Genomic DNA, 18,996 nt, shown 5'->3' with positions numbered 1-18,996 from the left:
CCTTTGGCGAGCAAGTGGCCAGCAAGGTCAGCCCAGCAAAGTTTTGACCAGCGCGGCGATCTGCTCGGTCTCGATGAGGAACGAGTCGTGGCCGTACGGCGAAGCCAGCACCGCGGCCTCGCCGCCGACGGCCGCTGCGATCTCGTGCGACTGATACGGCGGGTAAAGCCGATCGCTGTCCACCGCGGCGACCACAGTGCGCGCGGTGACCCGGCCCAGTGCGGCAGCTACTCCACCCCGGTCGCGGCCGACGTCGTGGGTGTTCATGGATTCGGTGAGCACCACGTAGGAACCCGCGTCGAACCGGTGGACGAGCTTGTCCGCGTGATGGTCCAGATAGGACTCGACCGCGAATCGCCCGCCGGCCAGCGGGGCTTCGTCCCGCTGCGGCCGGTTCCCGAAACGCGTCTCCAGTTCAGGTTCGCAGCGATAGGTGACGTGCGCGATCCGCCGGGCCACGCCCAATCCGCGGTAAGGCCCTTCGGCCGCGGTGTAGTAGTCGCCGCCTCGCCAGGCCAGGTCGCCTCGGATCGCGTGCAGCTGAGGTGCCGCCCAAGCGATTTGCTCCGCGGACGCGCGCGCGGTCGAAGCGAGAACGAGCGCGGAGGCGACCCGATCGGGTTCGCTTACGGCCCATTCGAGAGCCCGCATCCCGCCCATCGAACCGCCCGCGACGGCGGCCCAGCGTTCGATGCCGAGCGCGTCCGCGAGTGCCGCTTCGGCGTTGACCTGGTCCCGGACGGTCAGAGCCGGAAATCGGCTGCCCCACGCCTCGCCGTCCGGGGCGGGCGAGGACGGACCTGTCGACCCCTGACAACCGCCGAGGACGTTAGGGGCCACGACGAACAGTTCGCCGGTGTCGAAAGCCTTGCCGGGACCGATCAGTCCGTCCCACCATCCGGGACTCGGATGCCCGGGTTCGGCGGGACCGGCGGCGTGGCTGTCGCCGGTGAGAGCGTGCTCGATGAGGACGGCGTTGGACCCGTCGGAGTTGAGCGTTCCCCACGTTTCGAACGCGAGGGTGTAGCCGGGCAGGCTGGCGCCGGCCTCCAGCGCGAGTGCGCCGGGGCCGGTGAACCAGTGCCGTCTGCCGGGTGGGTCCCCCGCCCGCCACGCGCCGGTGACGGGCGGGAGACTCGCGCCGGGATCGGTCACAGCGCCGCCTTGGCAGCTCGGAAGCCTGCCTCGAGGTCGGCCTTCAGGTCCTCGATTCCTTCCAGTCCGACCGCGAGCCGCACGAGACCCGGGGTGACGCCGGAGGCGATCTGCTCCTCGGGACCGAGCTGGCTGTGCGTGGTCGACGCCGGGTGCACGATCAGGCTGCGCACGTCGCCGAGGTTCACCAGTTGGCTGTGCAATTCGGTGCCGTCGACGAATTTCCGGCCCGCCTCGATCCCGCCGCGCAGCTCGAACGACAGCACCGCGCCAGCACCGCGCGGCAGGTACTTCTGCGCCGCCGCGTGATACGGGCTCGACGGCAGTCCGGCGTAGTAGACCTTCTCGACCTCGTCGCGCTCTTCCAGCCATTCCGCTAGGGCCAGCGCGTTGTTGGAGTGCCGCTCCACGCGCAGCGACAGCGTCTCGATGCCCTGCAGGATGAGGAAACTGTTCAACGGGGCGATCGCCGCGCCGGTGTCGCGCAGGATCTGCACGCGGGCCTTGGCCGCGAACGCACCCGGGCCGAGCGCCTCCCAGTACTTGAGACCGTGGTAGCTCGGGTCGGGCTCGTTGAAGCCCGGGAAACGGGACGGGTCCTTGCCGAAGTCGAACGTGCCGCCGTCGACGAGGACACCGGCGACCGTCGTGCCGTGCCCGCCGAGGTACTTCGTCGCCGAGTGCACGACGATGTCGGCGCCGTGCTCGATCGGGCGAACCAGGTACGGCGTCGGCACCGTGTTGTCCACGACCAGCGGGACACCGGCTTCGTGCGCCAGATCGGCGACCTTGCGGATGTCGAGCACGGCGCTGCTCGGGTTGGCCAGCGTCTCGGCGAAGAACAGCTTGGTGTTCGGCCGGACCGCGGCCCGCCACTGCTCCGCGTCGTCCTGGTCGTCGATGAAGGTGACCTCGATGCCGAGCTTCGGCAGCGTGTAGTGGAAGAGGTTGTAGGTGCCGCCGTACAGCGACGGGCTGGTGACGAAGTGGTCGCCCGCGCTGGCCAGGGTCAGGATCGCCGCGGTGACCGCCGCCGAACCGGAGGCGAACGCGAGACCGGCGACGCCGCCTTCGAGAGTGGCGACGCGCTGCTCCAGCACGTCCTGGGTCGGGTTGTTGATCCGCGTGTAGATGTGGCCGGGCTCGGCGAGGCTGAACAGGTCGGCCCCGTGCTGAGTGTCGCGGAAGACGTACGAGGTGGTCTGGTAGATCGGCGTGGCGCGAGCGCCGGTGGCCGGGTCGGGTGCCGCCCCCGCGTGGATCTGCTTGGTCTCGAAGGACCAGCTCGTGGTGTCTTCCGGCATGTGCTCGCTCCTAGCGGTCGGGATCGGGTCGGCTGGGCGCCGACGCTAACCAGGCCGGACGAACCGCCCAACTGCTCTCACGAGATGAGAGTCCTACGCACCCGTACGTATGAACAAGTGCCGAGCGCTGACGGACGACGAGACGGTGCTGTGCCGCGCACGCTGAGGCGCATGGACTGGAGAATGCGCCCGACGACCCGGAAGTGGTTCCTGTTCGGCCACGTCGTCACGTCGGTCGGCTGGATCGGAGCCGAACTCGCGGTGCTGATCTGCAGCATTCTCGCGATCGCCGGCTTCGACCCGGTGACCACGCGCAGCGCGAACGTCATCGCCGGAATCCTCGCCGGCACGCTCTATTTCCCGGCCAGCCTCCTCGCGCTGGCGACCGGTGTCGTCCTCGGGCTCGGCACGAAGTGGAAGCTGGTGCGCTACCACTGGGTGCTGTGGAAACTGCTGGCGACACTGGCCCTGTTCGGCGGCGGGAACCTGCTGGTAGTCCCGTCTTTCGTCGCGCACGGCGAGCAGGCGTCGCGGGGCGAGGTAGTGGGGGCGAGCGCGGTGGCGGGGACGGGGGCGATGAGTGTCGGGCTGACGCTGTTGTTGGGGGCGACGTTGGTGTCTTACTTCAAGCCGTGGCCGAAGGTCGGTCGCGCTAACTAGTGCCGCGGGTGGCGAAACCGGCACAGTCTTCTACCGTTCCAGCAAGAACGTCAGAAGCGCTGGAGGTAGCTGTGGTTTCGGTGCGCAGCGTCGTGGACCGGGTCGGTCCCACGCTGCTCCACGCGCTTCTCGTGCCCGAAGGCTGTCCCGCGGTCGGCGACGTGGTGATCGCCGAGCCGGGCGCGGAGTCCGCCATCGCCGCCGGTGACCTGGTGCTCGGCGTCGCCACCGTCGAGTCGGCTGACGCCGCGGCGCTCGTCCGGGTGAGCGCCGGCCGGGGTGCGGCGGCGGTGCTGTTGAAACCGCCGTTGGCCGCGAAGCAGTCGGTGCGGCGGGCGGCGAAGTCGGCTGGGATCGCGTTGATCCAGGTGCACGCGGCGACGTCCTGGGCCCAGCTGGTCTGGCTGTTGCGCACGGTTCTGGACGCGCTCGCGGACGAATCCGAAGCGCTCGAAGAGGGCGGCGACCCAGGTTCCGGCGACCTTTTCCGGCTCGCCGACGCCGTGGCCGCGGTGGTCGACGCGTCGGTGACGATCGAGGACACCAACTCGCGCGTCCTCGCCTACTCCGCCCGCCAAGACCTCACCGACCCGGCGCGCGTCGCGACGATCATGGGCCGCCGCATCCCGGACGACGTACTCGCCCGGTTCCGCTCGCGCGGCGTTTTCCGCGAACTTTCCCGTGGCCGACAGACGATTTTCGTGCCAGCCCAGCGCGACGGCACCCTGCCGCGGCTGATCGTGCCCATCCGGATGGGCGGCGAACTGCTGGGTTCGATGTGGGCCGTCGTCCCCGGTCCGGTTTCCGAGGAACGCGCAGCGGCTTTCGCCGACGCCGCCCCGGTGGTCGCCCTGCATCTCCTACGCCGACGCGCACACACAGACGCGCAGCGCCGAGCTTCCGCCGAATTGCTGCGCGCGGTCTTGGAAGGACAAGTCCCGCCACGCCGGGTGGTCGCCGAGCTGGACCTGTCCGACGAGCCGCACCGGGTCGTTGTCGTGGACGTCAGCGGCGGCGACAGCCGGGACGCCGAAGGGCTGTTGCTGGCTTTGCTGGAACGGATTTCGCAGGGTTTCGGACGCCGTCCCGTCGCGGCTGAACTGGGCGGGTTGCTGTACGTCGTGGTCCCGGACCGCACCGGCGAAGGCGGCTGGCCGGAGCTGCGGGAGGCGCTGCTCGCCCAACCCGCCTCCCGCCGAGGCGGCTTGCCTCGCGCGGCTGCTGGCGCACCAGGCGATCCGACCGCGCTGGCCGCGTCACGAGCCCAAGCGGACGAAGCGCTGGGCCTGCTGCGGGCAGGACTGGTCGAGGGCCGCGTCGTGGCTTACGACGAAGCGTGGACCGCGCTGGTCCTGCACCGCGCCGCCGCCGGAGCAGCGGCGGCGCAGGTGTCAGAACTCGGCCCGCTCGGCGTGCTGCGCGCGCACGACGAGACGAGCAACGCCGGGTACGTCGACACTCTCTACGAATGGCTGCGACATCCCGGCGACCCCCGCGCCGCCGCGGAACGCCTGCGCATTCACCCGAACACGTTGCGGTACCGGATGAAACGACTGCTGGAACTGGTCCCGCTGAACCTCGACGACCCCGACGTCCGGCTCGCGTTGCTCACCCAGCTGATCGCACTCCGCTGGAGCTGACCCGGTAGCTGAGATCGTTGGCCCGCAACGATTCCGGCCGCGCAGCCCCGCTCTCGCAGAAGTCCGTGAGGGGAACCCTCACGGACTCAGAGTCCCTCAGGGTTCCCCTCACGGAACCAGATTCCCTCAAGGAGCCCTTCACAGCCCACCAACCAACCGCGGCCGACGCACCCAACCAAGGCAGCCACACCCCCCGCACCCCGATACGAAGCCAAAAACGCGGCGCGGGGGTGCTTGTCAAGGCATCTTTCCCGCCTTGACAAGCACCCCCGCGCCGTAGTCACAATCAGCTTCGGGGTGCCCAACCGCACAAGCCGACCCGTACGAAACCGCAGCGAAAACCACCTCAAGCAATCAGCAACGTCTTCCCGATCGTGCCCCGAGACTCGATCGCCGCATGCGCATCAGCCGCACGCTCCAACGGAAACCGCTGCCCGATCACCGGCGTGAGCTGCCCAGCCGCAGCCGCCTCCAGCGCCGATTCGGTGTACCCGCGCATCGCCGCCGCGTCACCGATCGACCGCACCAGCTTCACTCCGCGCGCCGCAGCGTCCTCTTCGGACACTTCCGCCCACGAACCGCTTGCCAGACCGTAAATCGCCATCCGCCCGCCAGGCCGCACCAAAGAGAACGCCGCTGTACCGACCGCACCTCCCACGCCGTCGAACACCACATCCACCTCACCGGCCGACGCAGTCCACTCCGGATCCGTGTAGTCAACGGCCAAGTCCGCGCCCAATTCCCGAGCACGAGCAAGCTTTTCCGCCCCGCCCGCCGCAGCCACGACCTCCGCACCAGCAGCCTTCGCCAGTTGCACCAAGAGGCTGCCGACCCCTCCTGCGGCAGCCTCGACGAGCACTCGTTCCCCAGGCGCCACCGCGGTCGCGTGCACCAACCCGGTCGCCGTGCGGCCGTCTGCCAGCAACGCGACAGCCGCGTCGAGGCTCAGCGCTTGCGGCACCGGGAACACCAACGCCGCGTCCACGACCACGCGCTGGGCGTAACCGCCGCTGCCGCCGGTCGACGTCACTACGCGTTTCCCGACCAGCGCCGGGTCCACGCCCTCCCCGGCGCGGCTGATCACACCCCCGACGCCGTTGCCGGGCACCATTGGCAGCGCGCCCGCGAACGGTCCGTTGCCGGTCGCCCGGAATTGCGTTTCCACGAAGGTGACGTTGGCGAACGCCACCTCGATCAGCACCTGCCCCGGTCCGGGAGCCGGATCGGGGGCGTCCCCCGCCTCCAGCACCGCCGGACCGCCGAACTCCCGCAGCCACACCGCTCGCATTGATGCCCTTCCTCGAGTCTCCGCCATGAGCCAGCCAACTACCTCAAGTGCGGTCGAGGTCAAAGGTGTTGTCCTGGCAGCACTACTGACCCCGCGCAAGACTGTGGTGGCGGAATGATGACACCGCCGTCCGGGTAGATCACCGTGAGTGGCAACACCTTCGCCAGAACCGCCGCCAGGAGGCAAGCAGTGCGCATCGCCGTTCCCCGTGAGATCAAGAAGCACGAGTACCGGGTCGCGTTGACCCCGGCCGGCGTGCACGAACTGGTCGGTCGCGGGCACGACGTCTTCGTCGAGACGGGTGCCGGGACCGGGTCGTCCATCACGGACGAGGAGTACGTCGCCGCGGGCGCGAAGGTGCTCGCCACGGCGGACGAGACGTGGTCCGAGGGCGAGCTCGTGCTGAAGGTGAAGGAGCCGATCGCCGAGGAGTACCCGCGCCTGCGCAAGGACCTGGTGCTGTTCACCTACCTGCACATCGCCGCGGACCGTCCGCTGACCGACGCGCTGCTGGCCGCGGGCACCACCGCGATCGCCTACGAGACGGTGCAGAAGCCGAACGGCGCGCTGCCGCTGCTGGCCCCGATGTCCGAGGTCGCGGGCCGGCTGGCCCCGCAGGTCGGCGCTTACGCCCTGATGAAGCCGAGCGGCGGCCGCGGCGTCCTGCCCGGCGGCATCCCCGGCGTGCACCCGGCCCGCGTGGTCGTCATCGGCGGCGGCGTGGCCGGCCTCAACGCCGCCCGTGTCGCCCTCGGTCTCGGCTCCGACGTGGAGATCCTCGACACCAACGTCGACCGCCTCCGCCAGATCGACAACGACTTCGGCGGCCGCATCCGCACCGTCACCTCGAACCGCCTGTCGGTAGAAGAGTCGGTCCTCGAGGCAGACCTCGTCATCGGCGCGGTCCTGGTCCCCGGCGCGAAGGCCCCGAAGCTGGTCTCCAACGACCTGGTCTCCCGCATGAAGCCGGGCAGCGTCCTGGTAGACATCGCCATCGACCAGGGCGGCTGCTTCGCCGACTCGCGCCCGACCACCCACGACGACCCGACCTACACGGTCCACAACTCGGTCTTCTACTGCGTGGCCAACATGCCCGGCGCCGTCCCCCGCACGAGCACCTACGGCCTCACCAACGTAACCCTCCCCTACGCAGTGCAGCTGGCAGACAAGGGCTGGAAGCAGGCCTTGTCCGCAGACCCCTCCCTGGCCCTGGGCCTCAACACCCACGCCGGCGCCCTAACCAACGCCCCGGTAGCCACCGCCCACAACCTCCCCCACACCCCCGTCGAAACCGCCCTGGCGTAACCAACAGCTACAAGAAAGCGGCGAGGCCCTCAGGGTCCTCGCCGCTTCTCTTATGCCCCAAGCATTTTTGTACCAACAAGACCCACCACCCAACCGCCGCCGAAGGCACCGTGGGGGTCCGGGGGCTCGGCCCCCGGGTAATACGACGCCCCTTCCTCGGCGAAGCGCCGCCAGGCGCGAGCAGAGGAAGGGAAGAAGGGGCGACCCGCTCAACCAGCCTGGGGGTCACTGGGAGCGGGTCGCCGAGTACTAGCTTAAAGAACATTGGGCGGGAGCGCGCGCCCGGGGGTGGGTTTCGCCGGGGTTCTTCCCGGTGACCAGGTGAACGTTCAACCTTCCGCCTTTGGCCGCCGGACCAGGCTTTCCCTGCTCCATGCCGCTTACAGGGTCATGGGGAACCGGCTGGGGTGCCCTTCGTCACCTCTGCGCGGAGAGGGCTCGCGAGCGCGCCGGTTGTGCCCGTTTGGTCCGGGCCGGCGGTTCGTCGGGGAATAAATTGTCGGTGCCGCTCCCTAACCTTGTGATGTGACCACCACTGCGACGCCTGCGCGTCAAGACCGTCCGATTGTTGAGACGGCGCCCCGACCGGTCGGCTGGGTGCGCCGGTTGTCCGCTGCCTGCTGGGAGCACCGCGGCGTTGTCGTGCTCGCGATGACGGCGGCGGTCTTGAGCGTCGGCGTGCAGGCGGCGAGTCCGTTGCTGGTGCGGTCGGCGGTGGACGACGCGGTGGCCGGGCACACGTCGCAGCTGGGCGGGCTCGCGGTGGGGCTGGTGGCGTTGCAGGTCGTGGCGTTCGGCTCGGCGTTCCTGCGCCGGTATGTCGGCGGGCGGCTGGCGCTGGACGTGCAGCACGATCTGCGGAACCGGGTGTTCGGCGCGGTGTCGCGGCTGGACGGCGGGAAGCAGGACGCGTTGCGCACCGGGCAGGTCGTGTCGCGCGCGATTTCGGATCTGCAGCTGGTCACCGGGCTGCTGATGCAGGTGCCGTTGTCGGCGGGTTCGGTGATTTTCGCGGTGCTGGCGCTGGGCGCGATGCTGTGGATGTCGCCGCTGCTCACGCTCATCGCGCTGGTGGTCGCGCCCGCGGTCGGGATCGTCGTGGCGTTGAGCAGGCGGCGGTTGTTCCCGGCGACCTGGTCGGCCCAGCAGCGCGCGGCGGATGTCGCGCAGCACGTCGAGGAAACCGTCACCGGCGTGCGCGTGGTGAAGGGTTTCGGGCAGGAGGCGCGCGAGGTCGCCCGGCTGGAGCGCACGGCGCGGAAGCTGTTCGCGGAACGGCTGCGCGCGGCGAAGCTGTCCGCGTTGCCGACAGCGACCACGTCGGCACTGCCTGCCGCGGGTCAGGTCGCGGTGCTGGCGATCGGCGGCATGCTGGCGTTGAACGGGCAGATCAGCCTGGGCACGTTCCTCGCGTTCGCCACGTATCTCGCGGCGTTGATCGGCCCGGCGCGGTTCCTGTCCGGCTTGGTGGTGCAGGCGCAGCTCACGCGCGCTGGCGCGGAGCGGGTCTACGAGCTGATCGACGCGCAGCCGGAGGTCACCGACAGCCCCGACGCGCGCCCGTTGCCGCCCGGCACGCTGGGCGTGGAACTGAACGACGTGAAGTTCGGCTACACCCGCAGCGACCCAGTGCTCGACGGGCTCACCCTCGAAGCACGCCCCGGCGAAACGCTCGCGCTGGTAGGCACCGCGGGGTCCGGCAAGTCCACGATCTCCATGCTGCTGCCCCGGTTTTACGACGTGCACTCGGGTTCGGTGCGCGTCGGGGGCCTGGACGTGCGCGATGTGCCGCTGAAAGACCTGCGGCAGGCGATCGGCGTGGTCTTCGAGGAAGCGTTCCTGTTCTCCACGTCGGTGCGCGACAACATCGCTTACGGCCGCCCGGACGCGAGCGACGAGGAGGTCTTCGCGGCCGCCCGCGCGGCGGAGGCGGACGAGTTCATCCGCGCGCTGCCGGAGGGGTACGCCACCGAGGTCGGCGAGCGCGGGCTCACGCTGTCCGGCGGGCAGCGGCAACGGCTCGGGCTCGCCCGTGCGCTGCTCACCGACCCGCGCGTGCTGATCCTGGACGACGCGACGTCGGCGATCGACACCGTCACCGAAGCCGCGATCCACGACACGCTGCGCGCGGTCACCGCCGAGCGCACCACGCTGCTCATCGCGCACCGGCGGTCGACGCTGCAACTGGCCGACCGGATCGCGGTGATGGATCAGGGCCGGGTGGTCGACGTCGGCACCGAGGAGGAGTTGCTGGCGCGGTGCGCGCTGTTCCGCGAACTGGTCGCCGGCCCGGGCGACGACGTCGAAAAACCGCACCGCTGCGACAACCTTGAGCCCGGTGCGGACGGCACCACCGCAGTCCTGTGGCCGCACGACGAACGAGACGAGGTCGACGCTCTCGCCGACGCCGCGCAATCCCGCGGCGGGACACCAGGCGGCGGAAGCGGCTTCGCGGGCAGCGGCGGCGCGGACGTGCCGCCGACACCAGAGCTGTTGGAAGGCGTCCGCCGGCTGCCCCCGGCCGCTGACCGCCCACGACTGTCCGATGTGGACGTCACGGCCCCGGATCCCGGCTTCCGGCTGTCCCGGATCCTGCGTCCGGTGCGGTGGCCGCTCGCCGGAGTGGTCGGTCTCGTCGCGGCCGACGCGCTGGCCTCGCTCGCACTGCCCGCGCTGTATCAACGCGGGGTCGACCACGGCGTACTGCCCGGGGTGGCGAGCGTCGTGTGGCTGCTGGCCGGAATCGGCGCACTCGTCGTGGCCGCCGACTGGTTCGTGGTGCGCTGGCAGACGCGGCTCACCGCGCGCGTCGGCGAGACGGTGCTGTACTCGCTGCGCGTGCGCAGTTACGCACACCTGCAACGACTCGGACTGGACTACTACGAGCGCGAACTGTCCGGGAAGATCATGACCCGGATGACCACCGACGTCGACGCGCTGTCCACGTTCCTGCAAACCGGCCTGGCCACCGCAGTCGTCAGCGCGCTCACGCTGGTAGGCATCACGGTCGCGCTGCTGGTCACCGATGCCGCCCTGGCCGTGTACGCGCTGGCCATGCTGCCGATCCTGCTCGTCGCGACGTTCGTGTTCCGCCGGGTCGCTTCGCGCGCGTACAGCGAGGCGCGCGAGAAGGTGAGCGTCGTCAACGCGGACATGCAGGAGAACGTCAGCGGTCTGCGCGTCGCTCAGGCGTACACGCGCGAAGAGCGTTCGGCGGCGGTGTTCGCGTCGCGCAGTGACGACTACCGCCGGTCGCGGCTGCGCGCGCAGCGGTACATCGCGACGTACTTCCCGCTCGTCTCGCTGCTGTCGGATCTGGCGACCACCACGGTGCTGGTCGTCGGCGCACACCGCGTCGCAGGCGGCACCCTCGAAGCCGGTGTGCTGCTCGGATTCTTGCTGTACCTGCAGCAATTCTTCTCGCCGATCCAGCAACTGTCGTCGGTCTTCGACGGCTACCAGCAGGCGCGCGTCGGCCTGAGCCGCATCGGCGACTTGCTGCGCACGCCGACGTCGGTGCCCGCAGCCGAACAGCCAGTCGAACTGCCCGCACACCTGTCCGGCGAAGTGCGTTTCAAGGACGTCGATTTCGCTTACACCGGCACGGAAAAGCCCGCGCTGGAAAACCTGACGCTTGACGTCGCGGCAGGCGAAACCGTCGCACTGGTCGGCGCGACCGGCGCAGGCAAGTCCACCGCGGTGAAGCTAGTCGCGCGCTACTACGACGCCACCGGCGGCGCGGTATTGATCGACGGCGTCGACGTCCGCGAATACGACCTGCCCGCACTGCGCGCCCGGATGGGCGTAGTTCCCCAGGAAGCGCACCTGTTCTCCGGCACCGTCGCGGACAACGTGCGATACGGCCGCCCAGAAGCCACCGACGCGGAAGTCGAAGCCGCCGTACGCTCCGTCGGCGCCCTGGACGGCGTAGCCGCGTTGCCCGCCGGCTTCCGACAACCAGTAGGCGAACGCGGCCGCTCCCTGTCCGCCGGGCAACGGCAGCTCGTCGCACTGGCCCGAGCCGAATTGGTCGACCCGGACGTTCTGTTGCTGGACGAAGCCACCGCTGCCCTGGACCCAGCCACCGAAGCCACCGTGCTGCGAGCCACCGAACACCTGGCCCGCCGCCGCACCACCTTCGTAGTCGCCCACCGCCTGGCAACTGCAGCAAAGGCCGACCGAATCGTGGTGCTAGACCACGGCCGCATCGTCGAGCAGGGCACGCACACAGAGCTGGTCGCCGCGGACGGCCACTACGCGCGACTGTGGGCGCTGGGCTGACGGCGACCGCCAAGACTCCGGCACACCACGCGAACGCCGCTATCCAACTGACGCTCGCCTGGTGTCCGACCACAACCGCAACATCGAACCGGCCTCGCCGTCACGCAGCTGCGGGCATCGGGGTGCGCCAGAAAAGCTTGCGGCGACAACTCGCCTTGGCGAGCAAGCCCGTCACCGCGCTCCCTGCACACCACCGCATCGCCAGACAACACCCGCCGAACGAGCCGCGACCAACAGGCACTGCCCGTAACCGCGACCGCCGGACCGAGTCAGGAAATCTTCCGACGATAAATCACATTCGCGAAGACATACGCCACCACCAAAATCCCCACGCACCAAGCAAGCGCGGTCCAGATCCCGCTCCCCACCGGACGCTCCGCGAACAGATCCCGGATGGTGTTCACGATCGACGTCACCGGCTGGTGCTCAGCGAACGCGCGCACCGGCCCAGGCATGGTCCCGGTGGGTACAAAGGCCGAACTGACGAACGGCAGGAAGATGAGCGGGTACGAGAACGCACTCGCGCCGTCCGCGGACTTCGCGGTGAGCCCAGGGATCACCGCGAGCCACGTCAGCGCCAGGGTGAACAGCACCACGATGCCCAGCACCGCGAGCCACGCCAGCGGCCCCGCGCTGGTGCGGAAGCCCATCGCGAACGCGACGAGCACCACGACCGCGACCGAGATCAGGTTCGCGATCACCGACGTCAGCACGTGCGCCCACAGCACCGCCGAGCGGGCGATCGGCATGGACTGGAAGCGTTCGAAGATGCCGCCCTTCAGGTCCAGGAAGAGCCGGAACGCGGTGTAGGCGATCCCGGAGGCGATGGTGATCAGGAGGATTCCGGGCAGCAGGTAGGTCACGTACGACTCGGAGCCGGAGTTGATCGCGCCGCCGAGGACGTAGGTGAAGAGCAGCAGCATGACGATCGGCGTGACCGTCGTGGTGATGATCGTGTCGAGGCTGCGGGTGATGTGCCGCAGCGACCGTCCTAACAGGACTGAGCTGTCGCTGACAAAGTGGCCGCTCATTGCCCTTCCCCCTTGGTTCCAGCGCCGACAAGGGAAAAGAAGACGTCTTCCAGCGTCGGCTGCTTCTCGACGTACTCGACCTTGGCCGGGGGAAGCAGCTGCTTGAGCTCGGCGAGCGTGCCGTTCACGAGCACCCGACCCTCGTGCAGGATCGCGATCCGGTCGGCGAGGTGTTCGGCCTCTTCCAGATACTGCGTGGTGAGCAGCACCGTCGCTCCCTGCTCGGCGAGCTCCTCCACCGCCTTCCAGACGTCGTTGCGCGCCTGCGGATCGAGCCCGGTCGTCGGCTCGTCGAGGAAAATGACCCGCGGGTCCCCGATCAAGCTCATCGCGATGTCAAGACGGCGACGCATACCCCCCGAATACGTCGACACCTTGCGCGCACCAGCGTCAGTCAACGCGAACCGCTCCAGCAGCCCGTCCGCGATCGCACCTGGGTTCTTGAGATGCCGCAGCTTGGCGACCAGCACCAGATTCTCGCGCCCGGTAAGGATTTCGTCGACCGCCGCGAACTGCCCGGTGAGGCTGATCGACTCGCGCACGTCCGCCCCCTGGCCGGCGACCGCGAACCCGTTGACCTCCGCCTCCCCCGCGTCGGCCTTGAGCAACGTGGACAAGATCCGCACGACCGTGGTCTTGCCCGCCCCGTTCGACCCGAGCAGCGCGAAAATACTGCCCCGCGCCACCTCGAAATCGACCCCGCGCAGCACTTCCAGCTTCCCGTACGACTTTCGCAACCCCCGCACCCGAATCGCCGGCGCCGTCACCGCGCACCCCCGGCCGCGCGGTCGATCGATTCGGTCAGCTTCGTCCGTTCCCGGGAAATCCAGTTTCCCTCGGGATAACTCCGGAGAAACTCTTCCGCGAACTCGACCGGCTCGTCACCGACAATTTCCCGGACGGTCGTCCCGTTCGCCACGCTCTGCTCGAACAGGTCGATGAGATCGTCCAGCATCCGCAGGTGACTCTCCGCCGTCCCCGGCCCGAAGTACTGCAGGTACCGGTGCAACGCCTTGATCGCCGCCCGATAGTCCGGCGGCAGCTCCTCGACGCGCGCTTTGTACCGCCGATACCGCTTCTTGTCCTCCAGCGGCCCGGTGACGACCTCCAGATAATGCAGATATCTGCTCTTGGATTCATTCCCCATGATCGATTCCCTCCTTGCGCAGCTGTTCGAGCCGATCCGAGAGAAACCGCCAGTTCCGCCAGAATTCGTCAAGACTCGCTCTCCCCGGAGCGTTCAGCGAATAAACCTTCCGCGGCGGTCCTTTCTCGGACGGCACTTTCTCGACGTCGACGAGCCCGCGCTGCTCGATCCGCACGAGCAACGCGTAAACGGTGCCCTCGGCGAGATCGGTGAACCCCCGTTCGCGCAACCAGGAGGTGATCTCGTACCCATAGGCGGGCCGCCCGGCAAGAACCGCGAGGACGATGCCCTCCAAGGTCCCCTTGAGCATCTCCGTCGCCTGCTTGCCCATCGAACACCCTTCAGCTAGTCAGTGTCGCTGAGTACCAGTAGATAGTATCACTGACTACTGGCGACAGGGGGGCATTCCGGGACCGCCGCGAGGAGCCACGCCAAACGGACCCGGGCGACGGGGCTGTCTCCGGGCAGGACGAGACAGGCAGGAAAAATTCAGAGAGACCGCGAAGTCAGGGCAGCTCGCGCCACCGGAGGTCGCCCCAGCCCGCCGAGGCGACGTCGGCCAGTTCGGCCCAGCGAGTCGTCCCGGGGCGAACGTGCGTGTCCGAGCCGACGGACCACTCGGGCGCTTCCGGCTCGACGTGCTCGAACTCGTCGATGCCGGACGGGGTGCGCCACACCGCGGTGCAGGAATCGCACATCAGCAGGACCGTGCCGTGCTCGGTGACGAGCGGGCGGATCAATCCCTGGTCCCAGAACGACGGACATTCGACCAGCCACATCGCGCCATCACCGCCTCGCCTCGAAAACCGCCGCGCCCGAGTGAGGCCGCAGCCTTTCGACAGCACAACACCGCACAGTGAACGACCCGCTACGCACATCCCAACTCGGCCGGAACAGGCGCGGACGACCCCGCACTGCCCCACCTGGACGAACGACCTAGCCACTTCGGACCGCACGAGCACCTCGACGGTCGACGGACAGCACGGCGAGAACCACCCCGACACCACCGTTACGACGCGCTGCCCGACTTCGGCACAACCCCCGCGTCCGCCGCCAGCTCGACCCCGGCCCGGCGAACGGCTCACCAGCGAGGCACCCGCCGCGGTCACGCCAGTCGCGCGGCGGGCTGAGAGCGGGGCACAAGTCAGCCGACCTGCGCGAAGCCCGGCGCACGTGGTCCGGACCAACCCGGGCCACCACCGTCCGCCCGCCGCGGCCGGCCGAGCGAGCTGTGACACCGGGCACGCGCTGTGTCCGGGATCACCTCAAACCAGCCGAGGTGACGGCATTCGGCTCTTGCGACGCGTACGGTGGTCCCTGCTGTCTGTCAGGCTGGGCCTCTCAACCGATCCAGACAATGACCTGTCTCACGAGCGTCCAGGTGGCGTGTTTCAGGCCACCGGCAGGGGACTAGCCTGGCGGTCAGCAGGTGCTTGTGATATCGGATCGAGAATGGATAGAGGCGAGAGCCAGCCGTGGCCAGCAGCAGTCCCGCATCGCAGTTCGGTGCCAATGAGTGGCTCGTCGAAGAAATGTACGAGCGGTTTCTCGCGGACCCCCAGTCGGTAGACGCCGCCTGGCACGATTTCTTCGCCGACTACAAGCCCACTCCAGGCGGCAACGGCACGCAAGCGGGAGGGAACGGAGAGGTCAAGGCCTCCGCGCCGGCCCCCGCCGCCAAGCCCGCCCCGTCCGCCAAGACCCCGGCGGCCCCAGCGGCGCCGGCGGCCAGCGCCCCCGCCGCCAAGGCTCCGGCGGCGAAGGCCCCGGCAGCCAAGTCCGCCCCGGCGGCGAAGCCCGCGGCGGCCGCTCCGGCAGCCAAGTCCGCGCCGGAATCCAAGCAGCTGCGCGGCGCCGCCGCGGCGATCGCCAAGAACATGGACGCCTCGCTCGCCGTGCCGACCGCGACCAGCGTGCGCGCGGTCCCGGCGAAGCTGATGGCGGACAACCGCATCGTCATCAACAACCACCTCAAGCGCACCCGCGGCGGCAAGATCTCCTTCACGCACCTCATCGGCTACGCCATGGTGCGGGCGCTGAAGGACTTCCCGAACATGAACCGGCACTACCAGCTGATCGACGGGAAGCCGTTCGCGATCACGCCGGAGCACGTGAACTTCGGGCTTGCCATCGACATGAAGGGCAAGGACGACTCCCGCACGCTCGTCGTGGCCTCCATCAAGGCCACCGAGAACATGACGTTCATGCAGTTCTGGCAGGCCTACGAGGAGATCGTCAAGAAGGCCCGCACGAACAAGCTCACCGCGGACGACTTCGCGGGCACCACCATCTCGCTCACCAACCCGGGCGGCATCGGCACGAACCACTCGGTGCCGCGGCTGCAGGCGGGCCAGGGCGCGATCATCGGCGTCGGCGCGATGCAGTACCCGGCGTCGTTCGAGGGCACCAGTGAGAAGACCCTGGTCGACCTCGCGGTCAGCAAGATCATGACGCTGACCTCGACGTATGACCACCGCATCATCCAGGGCGCGGAGTCCGGCGAGTTCCTGAAGCGCATTCACGAACTGCTGCTCGGCGAGGACGGCTTCTACGACGACGTCTTCACCAGCCTGCGGCTGCCGTACGAGCCGATCCGCTGGGTCGCCGACATCCCGGACGGCCCGGTCGACAAGACCGCGCGCGTCATGGAGCTGATCGAGGCCTTCCGGATGCGCGGCCACCTGATGGCCGACACCGACCCGCTGAACTACCGCCAGCGCAGCCACCACGACCTGGACGTGCTGAGCCACGGCCTGACCCTGTGGGACCTGGACCGCGAGTTCGCGGTCGGCGACTTCTCCAGCCGCGAGCGGATGAAGCTGCGCGACATCCTCGGCGTGCTGCGCGACTCCTACTGCCGCACGGTCGGCGTGGAGTACACGCACATCCTCGACCCCGAGGAGCGCGGCTGGATCCAGGAGCGCGTCGAGGTCCGGCACAGCAAGCCGGAGCCGTCCGCGCAGAAGTACATCCTGTCGAAGCTCAACGCCGCCGAGGCGTTCGAGACCTTCCTGCAGACCAAGTACGTCGGCCAGAAGCGGTTCTCGCTCGAAGGCGGCGAGACCGCGATCCCGCTGCTGGACACCATCCTGGACAAGGCCGCCGAGCACGAACTCGACGAGGTCGTCATCGGCATGCCGCACCGCGGCCGGCTGAACGTGCTGGCGAACATCGTCGGCAAGCCGATCAGCCAGATCTTCCAGGAGTTCGAGGGCAACCTCGACCCGGGACAGGCGCACGGCTCCGGCGACGTGAAGTACCACCTCGGGGCCGAGGGCAAGTACTTCCGGATGTTCGGCGACGGCGAGACCCGGGTGTCGCTGGCGTCCAACCCGTCGCACCTGGAGACCGTCGACCCGGTGCTCGAGGGCATCGTCCGCGCCAAGCAGGACGTCCTCGACAAGGGCGGCGAGGGCTACACCGTGCTGCCGGTCCTGATGCACGGCGACGCGGCCTTCGCGGGCCAGGGCGTCGTGGCCGAGACCCTGAACCTGGCGCTGCTGCGCGGCTACCGCACCGGCGGCACCGTGCACGTCGTCGTCAACAACCAGGTCGGCTTCACCACCGCGCCGGAGCACTCGCGCTCCAGCCAGTACGCCACCGACGTCGCGAAGATGATCGGCGCGCCGGTCTTCCACGTGAACGGCGACGACCCCGAGGCCGCGCACTGGGTCGCGAAGCTGGCGGTCGACTACCGCCAGGCGTTCCACAAGGACGTCGTGATCGACCTGGTCTGCTACCGCCGCCGCGGCCACAACGAGGGCGACGACCCGTCGATGACGCAGCCGGCGATGTACGACATCATCGATTCCAAGCGCTCGGTCCGGAAGACCTACACCGAATCGCTGATCGGCCGGGGCGACATCTCCGTCGAGGAGGCCGAGGCCGCGCTGCGCGACTTCTCCAGCCAGCTCGAGCACGTCTTCAACGAGGTCCGCGAACTCGAGCGGCACCCGGCGAAGGCGAGCCCGTCGGTCGAGGGCGAGCAGCAGATCCCGGCGAAGGTCACCACCGCCGTGTCGCGCGAGGTCGTCGAGCAGATCGGCGACGCGTTCGTCAACCTGCCCGAGGGCTTCACCCCGCACCCGCGGGTCAAGCCGGTCATGGAGCGCCGCCACAAGATGTCCCGCGAAGGCGGCATCGACTGGGCGTTCGGCGAACTGCTCGCGTTCGGGTCGCTGGCGCTGGAAGGCCGTCTCGTGCGGCTGTCCGGCCAGGACTCCCGGCGCGGCACCTTCACCCAGCGGCACTCGGTGTTCATCGACCGCAAGAACGGCCAGGAGTACTCGCCGCTGCAGAACCTGGCCGACGGCCAGGGCCGCGTGATGATCTACGACTCGGCGCTGTCGGAGTACGCGGCCGTCGGCTTCGAGTACGGCTACTCGGTGGCGAACTCCGAGGCGCTGGTGATGTGGGAAGCGCAGTTCGGCGACTTCGTCAACGGCGCGCAGACCGTGATCGACGAGTACATCTCCTCCGGCGAGGCCAAGTGGGGCCAGCGCTCGGACGTCGTGCTGCTGCTGCCGCACGGCCACGAGGGCCAGGGCCCGGACCACACGTCCGGCCGGATCGAGCGGTTCATGGCGCTGTGCGCGGAAGCCTCGATGACCGTCGCGGTGCCCTCCACCCCGGCGAACTACTTCCACCTGCTGCGCCGCCACGCCCTCGACGGCATCCAGCGTCCGCTGATCGTCTTCACCCCGAAGTCGATGCTGCGCAACAAGGCGGCGACGTCGACGGTCGAGGACGTCACCGGCCAGAGCCGGTTCATGTCGGTCATCGACGACGCGACGCAGGACCCGGCGAAGGTCCGCAAGGTGCTGCTCACCTCGGGCAAGCTCTACTGGGAACTGGTGGCCGAGCGCGAGAAGCGCGGTGCGGACGACGTCGCGATCGTGCGGATCGAGCAGTACTACCCGCTGCCGAAGAAGAAGCTGCTGGCGGCGGTGGAGCGCTACACGAACGCCCAGCAGATCGCGTGGGTCCAGGAGGAGCCGGAAAACCAGGGCGCGTGGCCGTTCTTCGGCCTCAACCTGCCCCGGAAGTTCCCGGAGTTCTTCGGCGGCCTCGACGTGGTCGCACGGCGTCCGATGGCCGCCCCGTCGGCCGGTTCGTCCAAGGTGCACGAGGTCGAGCAGAAGGCGTTGATCGCCAAGGCGTTCGACTGATCGTTGCTTGCTCCGAA

General features: G+C 69.0%; 13 protein-coding genes. 5 read left to right on the top strand and 8 right to left on the bottom strand.

What is annotated here, in order from left to right:
* Positions 1-27: 27 nt before the first annotated feature.
* Both metX and ACFORO_RS08955 read right to left on the bottom strand, forming a co-directional pair.
* Positions 28-1,155: a homoserine O-acetyltransferase MetX gene (gene metX / locus ACFORO_RS08960; protein WP_377867844.1), complete on the bottom strand. Its 1,128-nt coding sequence runs from the start codon at positions 1,153-1,155 to the stop codon at positions 28-30.
* Positions 1,152-2,459 (bottom strand): bifunctional o-acetylhomoserine/o-acetylserine sulfhydrylase, encoded by a 1,308-nt coding sequence (locus ACFORO_RS08955; protein WP_377867845.1) that lies wholly within the window; start codon positions 2,457-2,459, stop codon positions 1,152-1,154. Before ACFORO_RS08955 ends, metX begins: the two co-directional genes overlap by 4 nt.
* A gap of 171 nt (positions 2,460-2,630) precedes the next feature.
* Between ACFORO_RS08955 and ACFORO_RS08950 the strand changes: the two genes are divergently transcribed.
* Together ACFORO_RS08950 and ACFORO_RS08945 are read left to right on the top strand one after the other, a co-directional pair.
* A complete protein-coding gene (locus ACFORO_RS08950; RefSeq protein ID WP_377867846.1) occupies positions 2,631-3,119 on the top strand; it encodes a hypothetical protein in 489 nt (162 codons plus the stop codon).
* Between the two features lie 71 nt (positions 3,120-3,190).
* Entirely contained in the window at positions 3,191-4,759 is a 1,569-nt protein-coding gene (locus ACFORO_RS08945) for a PucR family transcriptional regulator (RefSeq protein WP_354747349.1), read from the top strand.
* Between the two features lie 346 nt (positions 4,760-5,105).
* Here ACFORO_RS08945 and ACFORO_RS08940 read toward each other — a convergent pair whose 3' ends face one another.
* Complete coding sequence (locus tag ACFORO_RS08940; protein ID WP_354747346.1) at positions 5,106-6,047, bottom strand: zinc-binding dehydrogenase; 942 nt, start codon at positions 6,045-6,047, stop codon at positions 5,106-5,108.
* A gap of 189 nt (positions 6,048-6,236) precedes the next feature.
* Here ACFORO_RS08940 and ald point away from each other — a divergent pair, with 189 nt between their 5' ends.
* A complete protein-coding gene (gene ald / locus ACFORO_RS08935; RefSeq protein ID WP_377867847.1) occupies positions 6,237-7,352 on the top strand; it encodes an alanine dehydrogenase in 1,116 nt (371 codons plus the stop codon).
* Positions 7,353-7,916: 564 nt separating this feature from the next.
* Positions 7,917-11,633 (top strand): ABC transporter ATP-binding protein, encoded by a 3,717-nt coding sequence (locus ACFORO_RS08930; RefSeq protein ID WP_377867878.1) that lies wholly within the window; start codon positions 7,917-7,919, stop codon positions 11,631-11,633.
* A 269-nt stretch (positions 11,634-11,902) separates the two neighbouring features.
* On the opposite strand, the gene ACFORO_RS08925 is transcribed toward ACFORO_RS08930, so the two are convergent.
* From ACFORO_RS08925 to ACFORO_RS08905, 5 genes are all read right to left on the bottom strand, one after another.
* Positions 11,903-12,664 (bottom strand): ABC transporter permease, encoded by a 762-nt coding sequence (locus tag ACFORO_RS08925; protein ID WP_354747342.1) that lies wholly within the window; start codon positions 12,662-12,664, stop codon positions 11,903-11,905.
* Positions 12,661-13,401 carry an ABC transporter ATP-binding protein gene (locus tag ACFORO_RS08920; protein WP_446681573.1) on the bottom strand — a complete coding sequence of 247 codons (741 nt, stop codon included), beginning with the start codon at positions 13,399-13,401 and terminating at the stop codon, positions 12,661-12,663. The genes ACFORO_RS08925 and ACFORO_RS08920 overlap by 4 nt, the downstream gene beginning before the upstream one ends.
* A gap of 26 nt (positions 13,402-13,427) precedes the next feature.
* Positions 13,428-13,811, bottom strand: coding sequence for a DUF1048 domain-containing protein (locus ACFORO_RS08915; protein WP_377867849.1), 384 nt, complete (start codon positions 13,809-13,811; stop codon positions 13,428-13,430).
* Positions 13,801-14,142, bottom strand: coding sequence for a PadR family transcriptional regulator (locus ACFORO_RS08910; RefSeq protein WP_377867850.1), 342 nt, complete (start codon positions 14,140-14,142; stop codon positions 13,801-13,803). Before ACFORO_RS08910 ends, ACFORO_RS08915 begins: the two co-directional genes overlap by 11 nt.
* 175 nt (positions 14,143-14,317) lie before the next feature.
* Positions 14,318-14,590 (bottom strand): hypothetical protein, encoded by a 273-nt coding sequence (locus ACFORO_RS08905; RefSeq protein ID WP_354747335.1) that lies wholly within the window; start codon positions 14,588-14,590, stop codon positions 14,318-14,320.
* A 696-nt stretch (positions 14,591-15,286) separates the two neighbouring features.
* Here ACFORO_RS08905 and ACFORO_RS08900 point away from each other — a divergent pair.
* The gene (locus ACFORO_RS08900; protein WP_377896517.1) at positions 15,287-18,979 is read left to right on the top strand and encodes a multifunctional oxoglutarate decarboxylase/oxoglutarate dehydrogenase thiamine pyrophosphate-binding subunit/dihydrolipoyllysine-residue succinyltransferase subunit; all 3,693 of its coding nucleotides are present in this window, start codon (positions 15,287-15,289) and stop codon (positions 18,977-18,979) included.
* Positions 18,980-18,996: the final 17 nt, after the last annotated feature.

Source organism: Amycolatopsis halotolerans, from assembly GCF_042647905.1.
Lineage (GTDB): Bacteria > Actinomycetota > Actinomycetes > Mycobacteriales > Pseudonocardiaceae > Amycolatopsis > Amycolatopsis halotolerans.
This window is presented reverse-complemented; position numbering and strand designations above follow the sequence as displayed.

Coding starts and splice junctions, on each gene's coding strand:
- ACFORO_RS08955 (WP_377867845.1), bottom strand. CDS start 2,459: ATGCCGGAAGACACCACGAGCTGGTCCTTCGAGACCAAGCAGATCCAC.
- ACFORO_RS08950 (WP_377867846.1), top strand. CDS start 2,631: ATGGACTGGAGAATGCGCCCGACGACCCGGAAGTGGTTCCTGTTCGGC.
- ACFORO_RS08940 (WP_354747346.1), bottom strand. CDS start 6,047: ATGCGAGCGGTGTGGCTGCGGGAGTTCGGCGGTCCGGCGGTGCTGGAG.
- ACFORO_RS08925 (WP_354747342.1), bottom strand. CDS start 12,664: ATGAGCGGCCACTTTGTCAGCGACAGCTCAGTCCTGTTAGGACGGTCG.
- ACFORO_RS08915 (WP_377867849.1), bottom strand. CDS start 13,811: ATGGGGAATGAATCCAAGAGCAGATATCTGCATTATCTGGAGGTCGTC.
- ACFORO_RS08910 (WP_377867850.1), bottom strand. CDS start 14,142: ATGGGCAAGCAGGCGACGGAGATGCTCAAGGGGACCTTGGAGGGCATC.
- ACFORO_RS08905 (WP_354747335.1), bottom strand. CDS start 14,590: ATGTGGCTGGTCGAATGTCCGTCGTTCTGGGACCAGGGATTGATCCGC.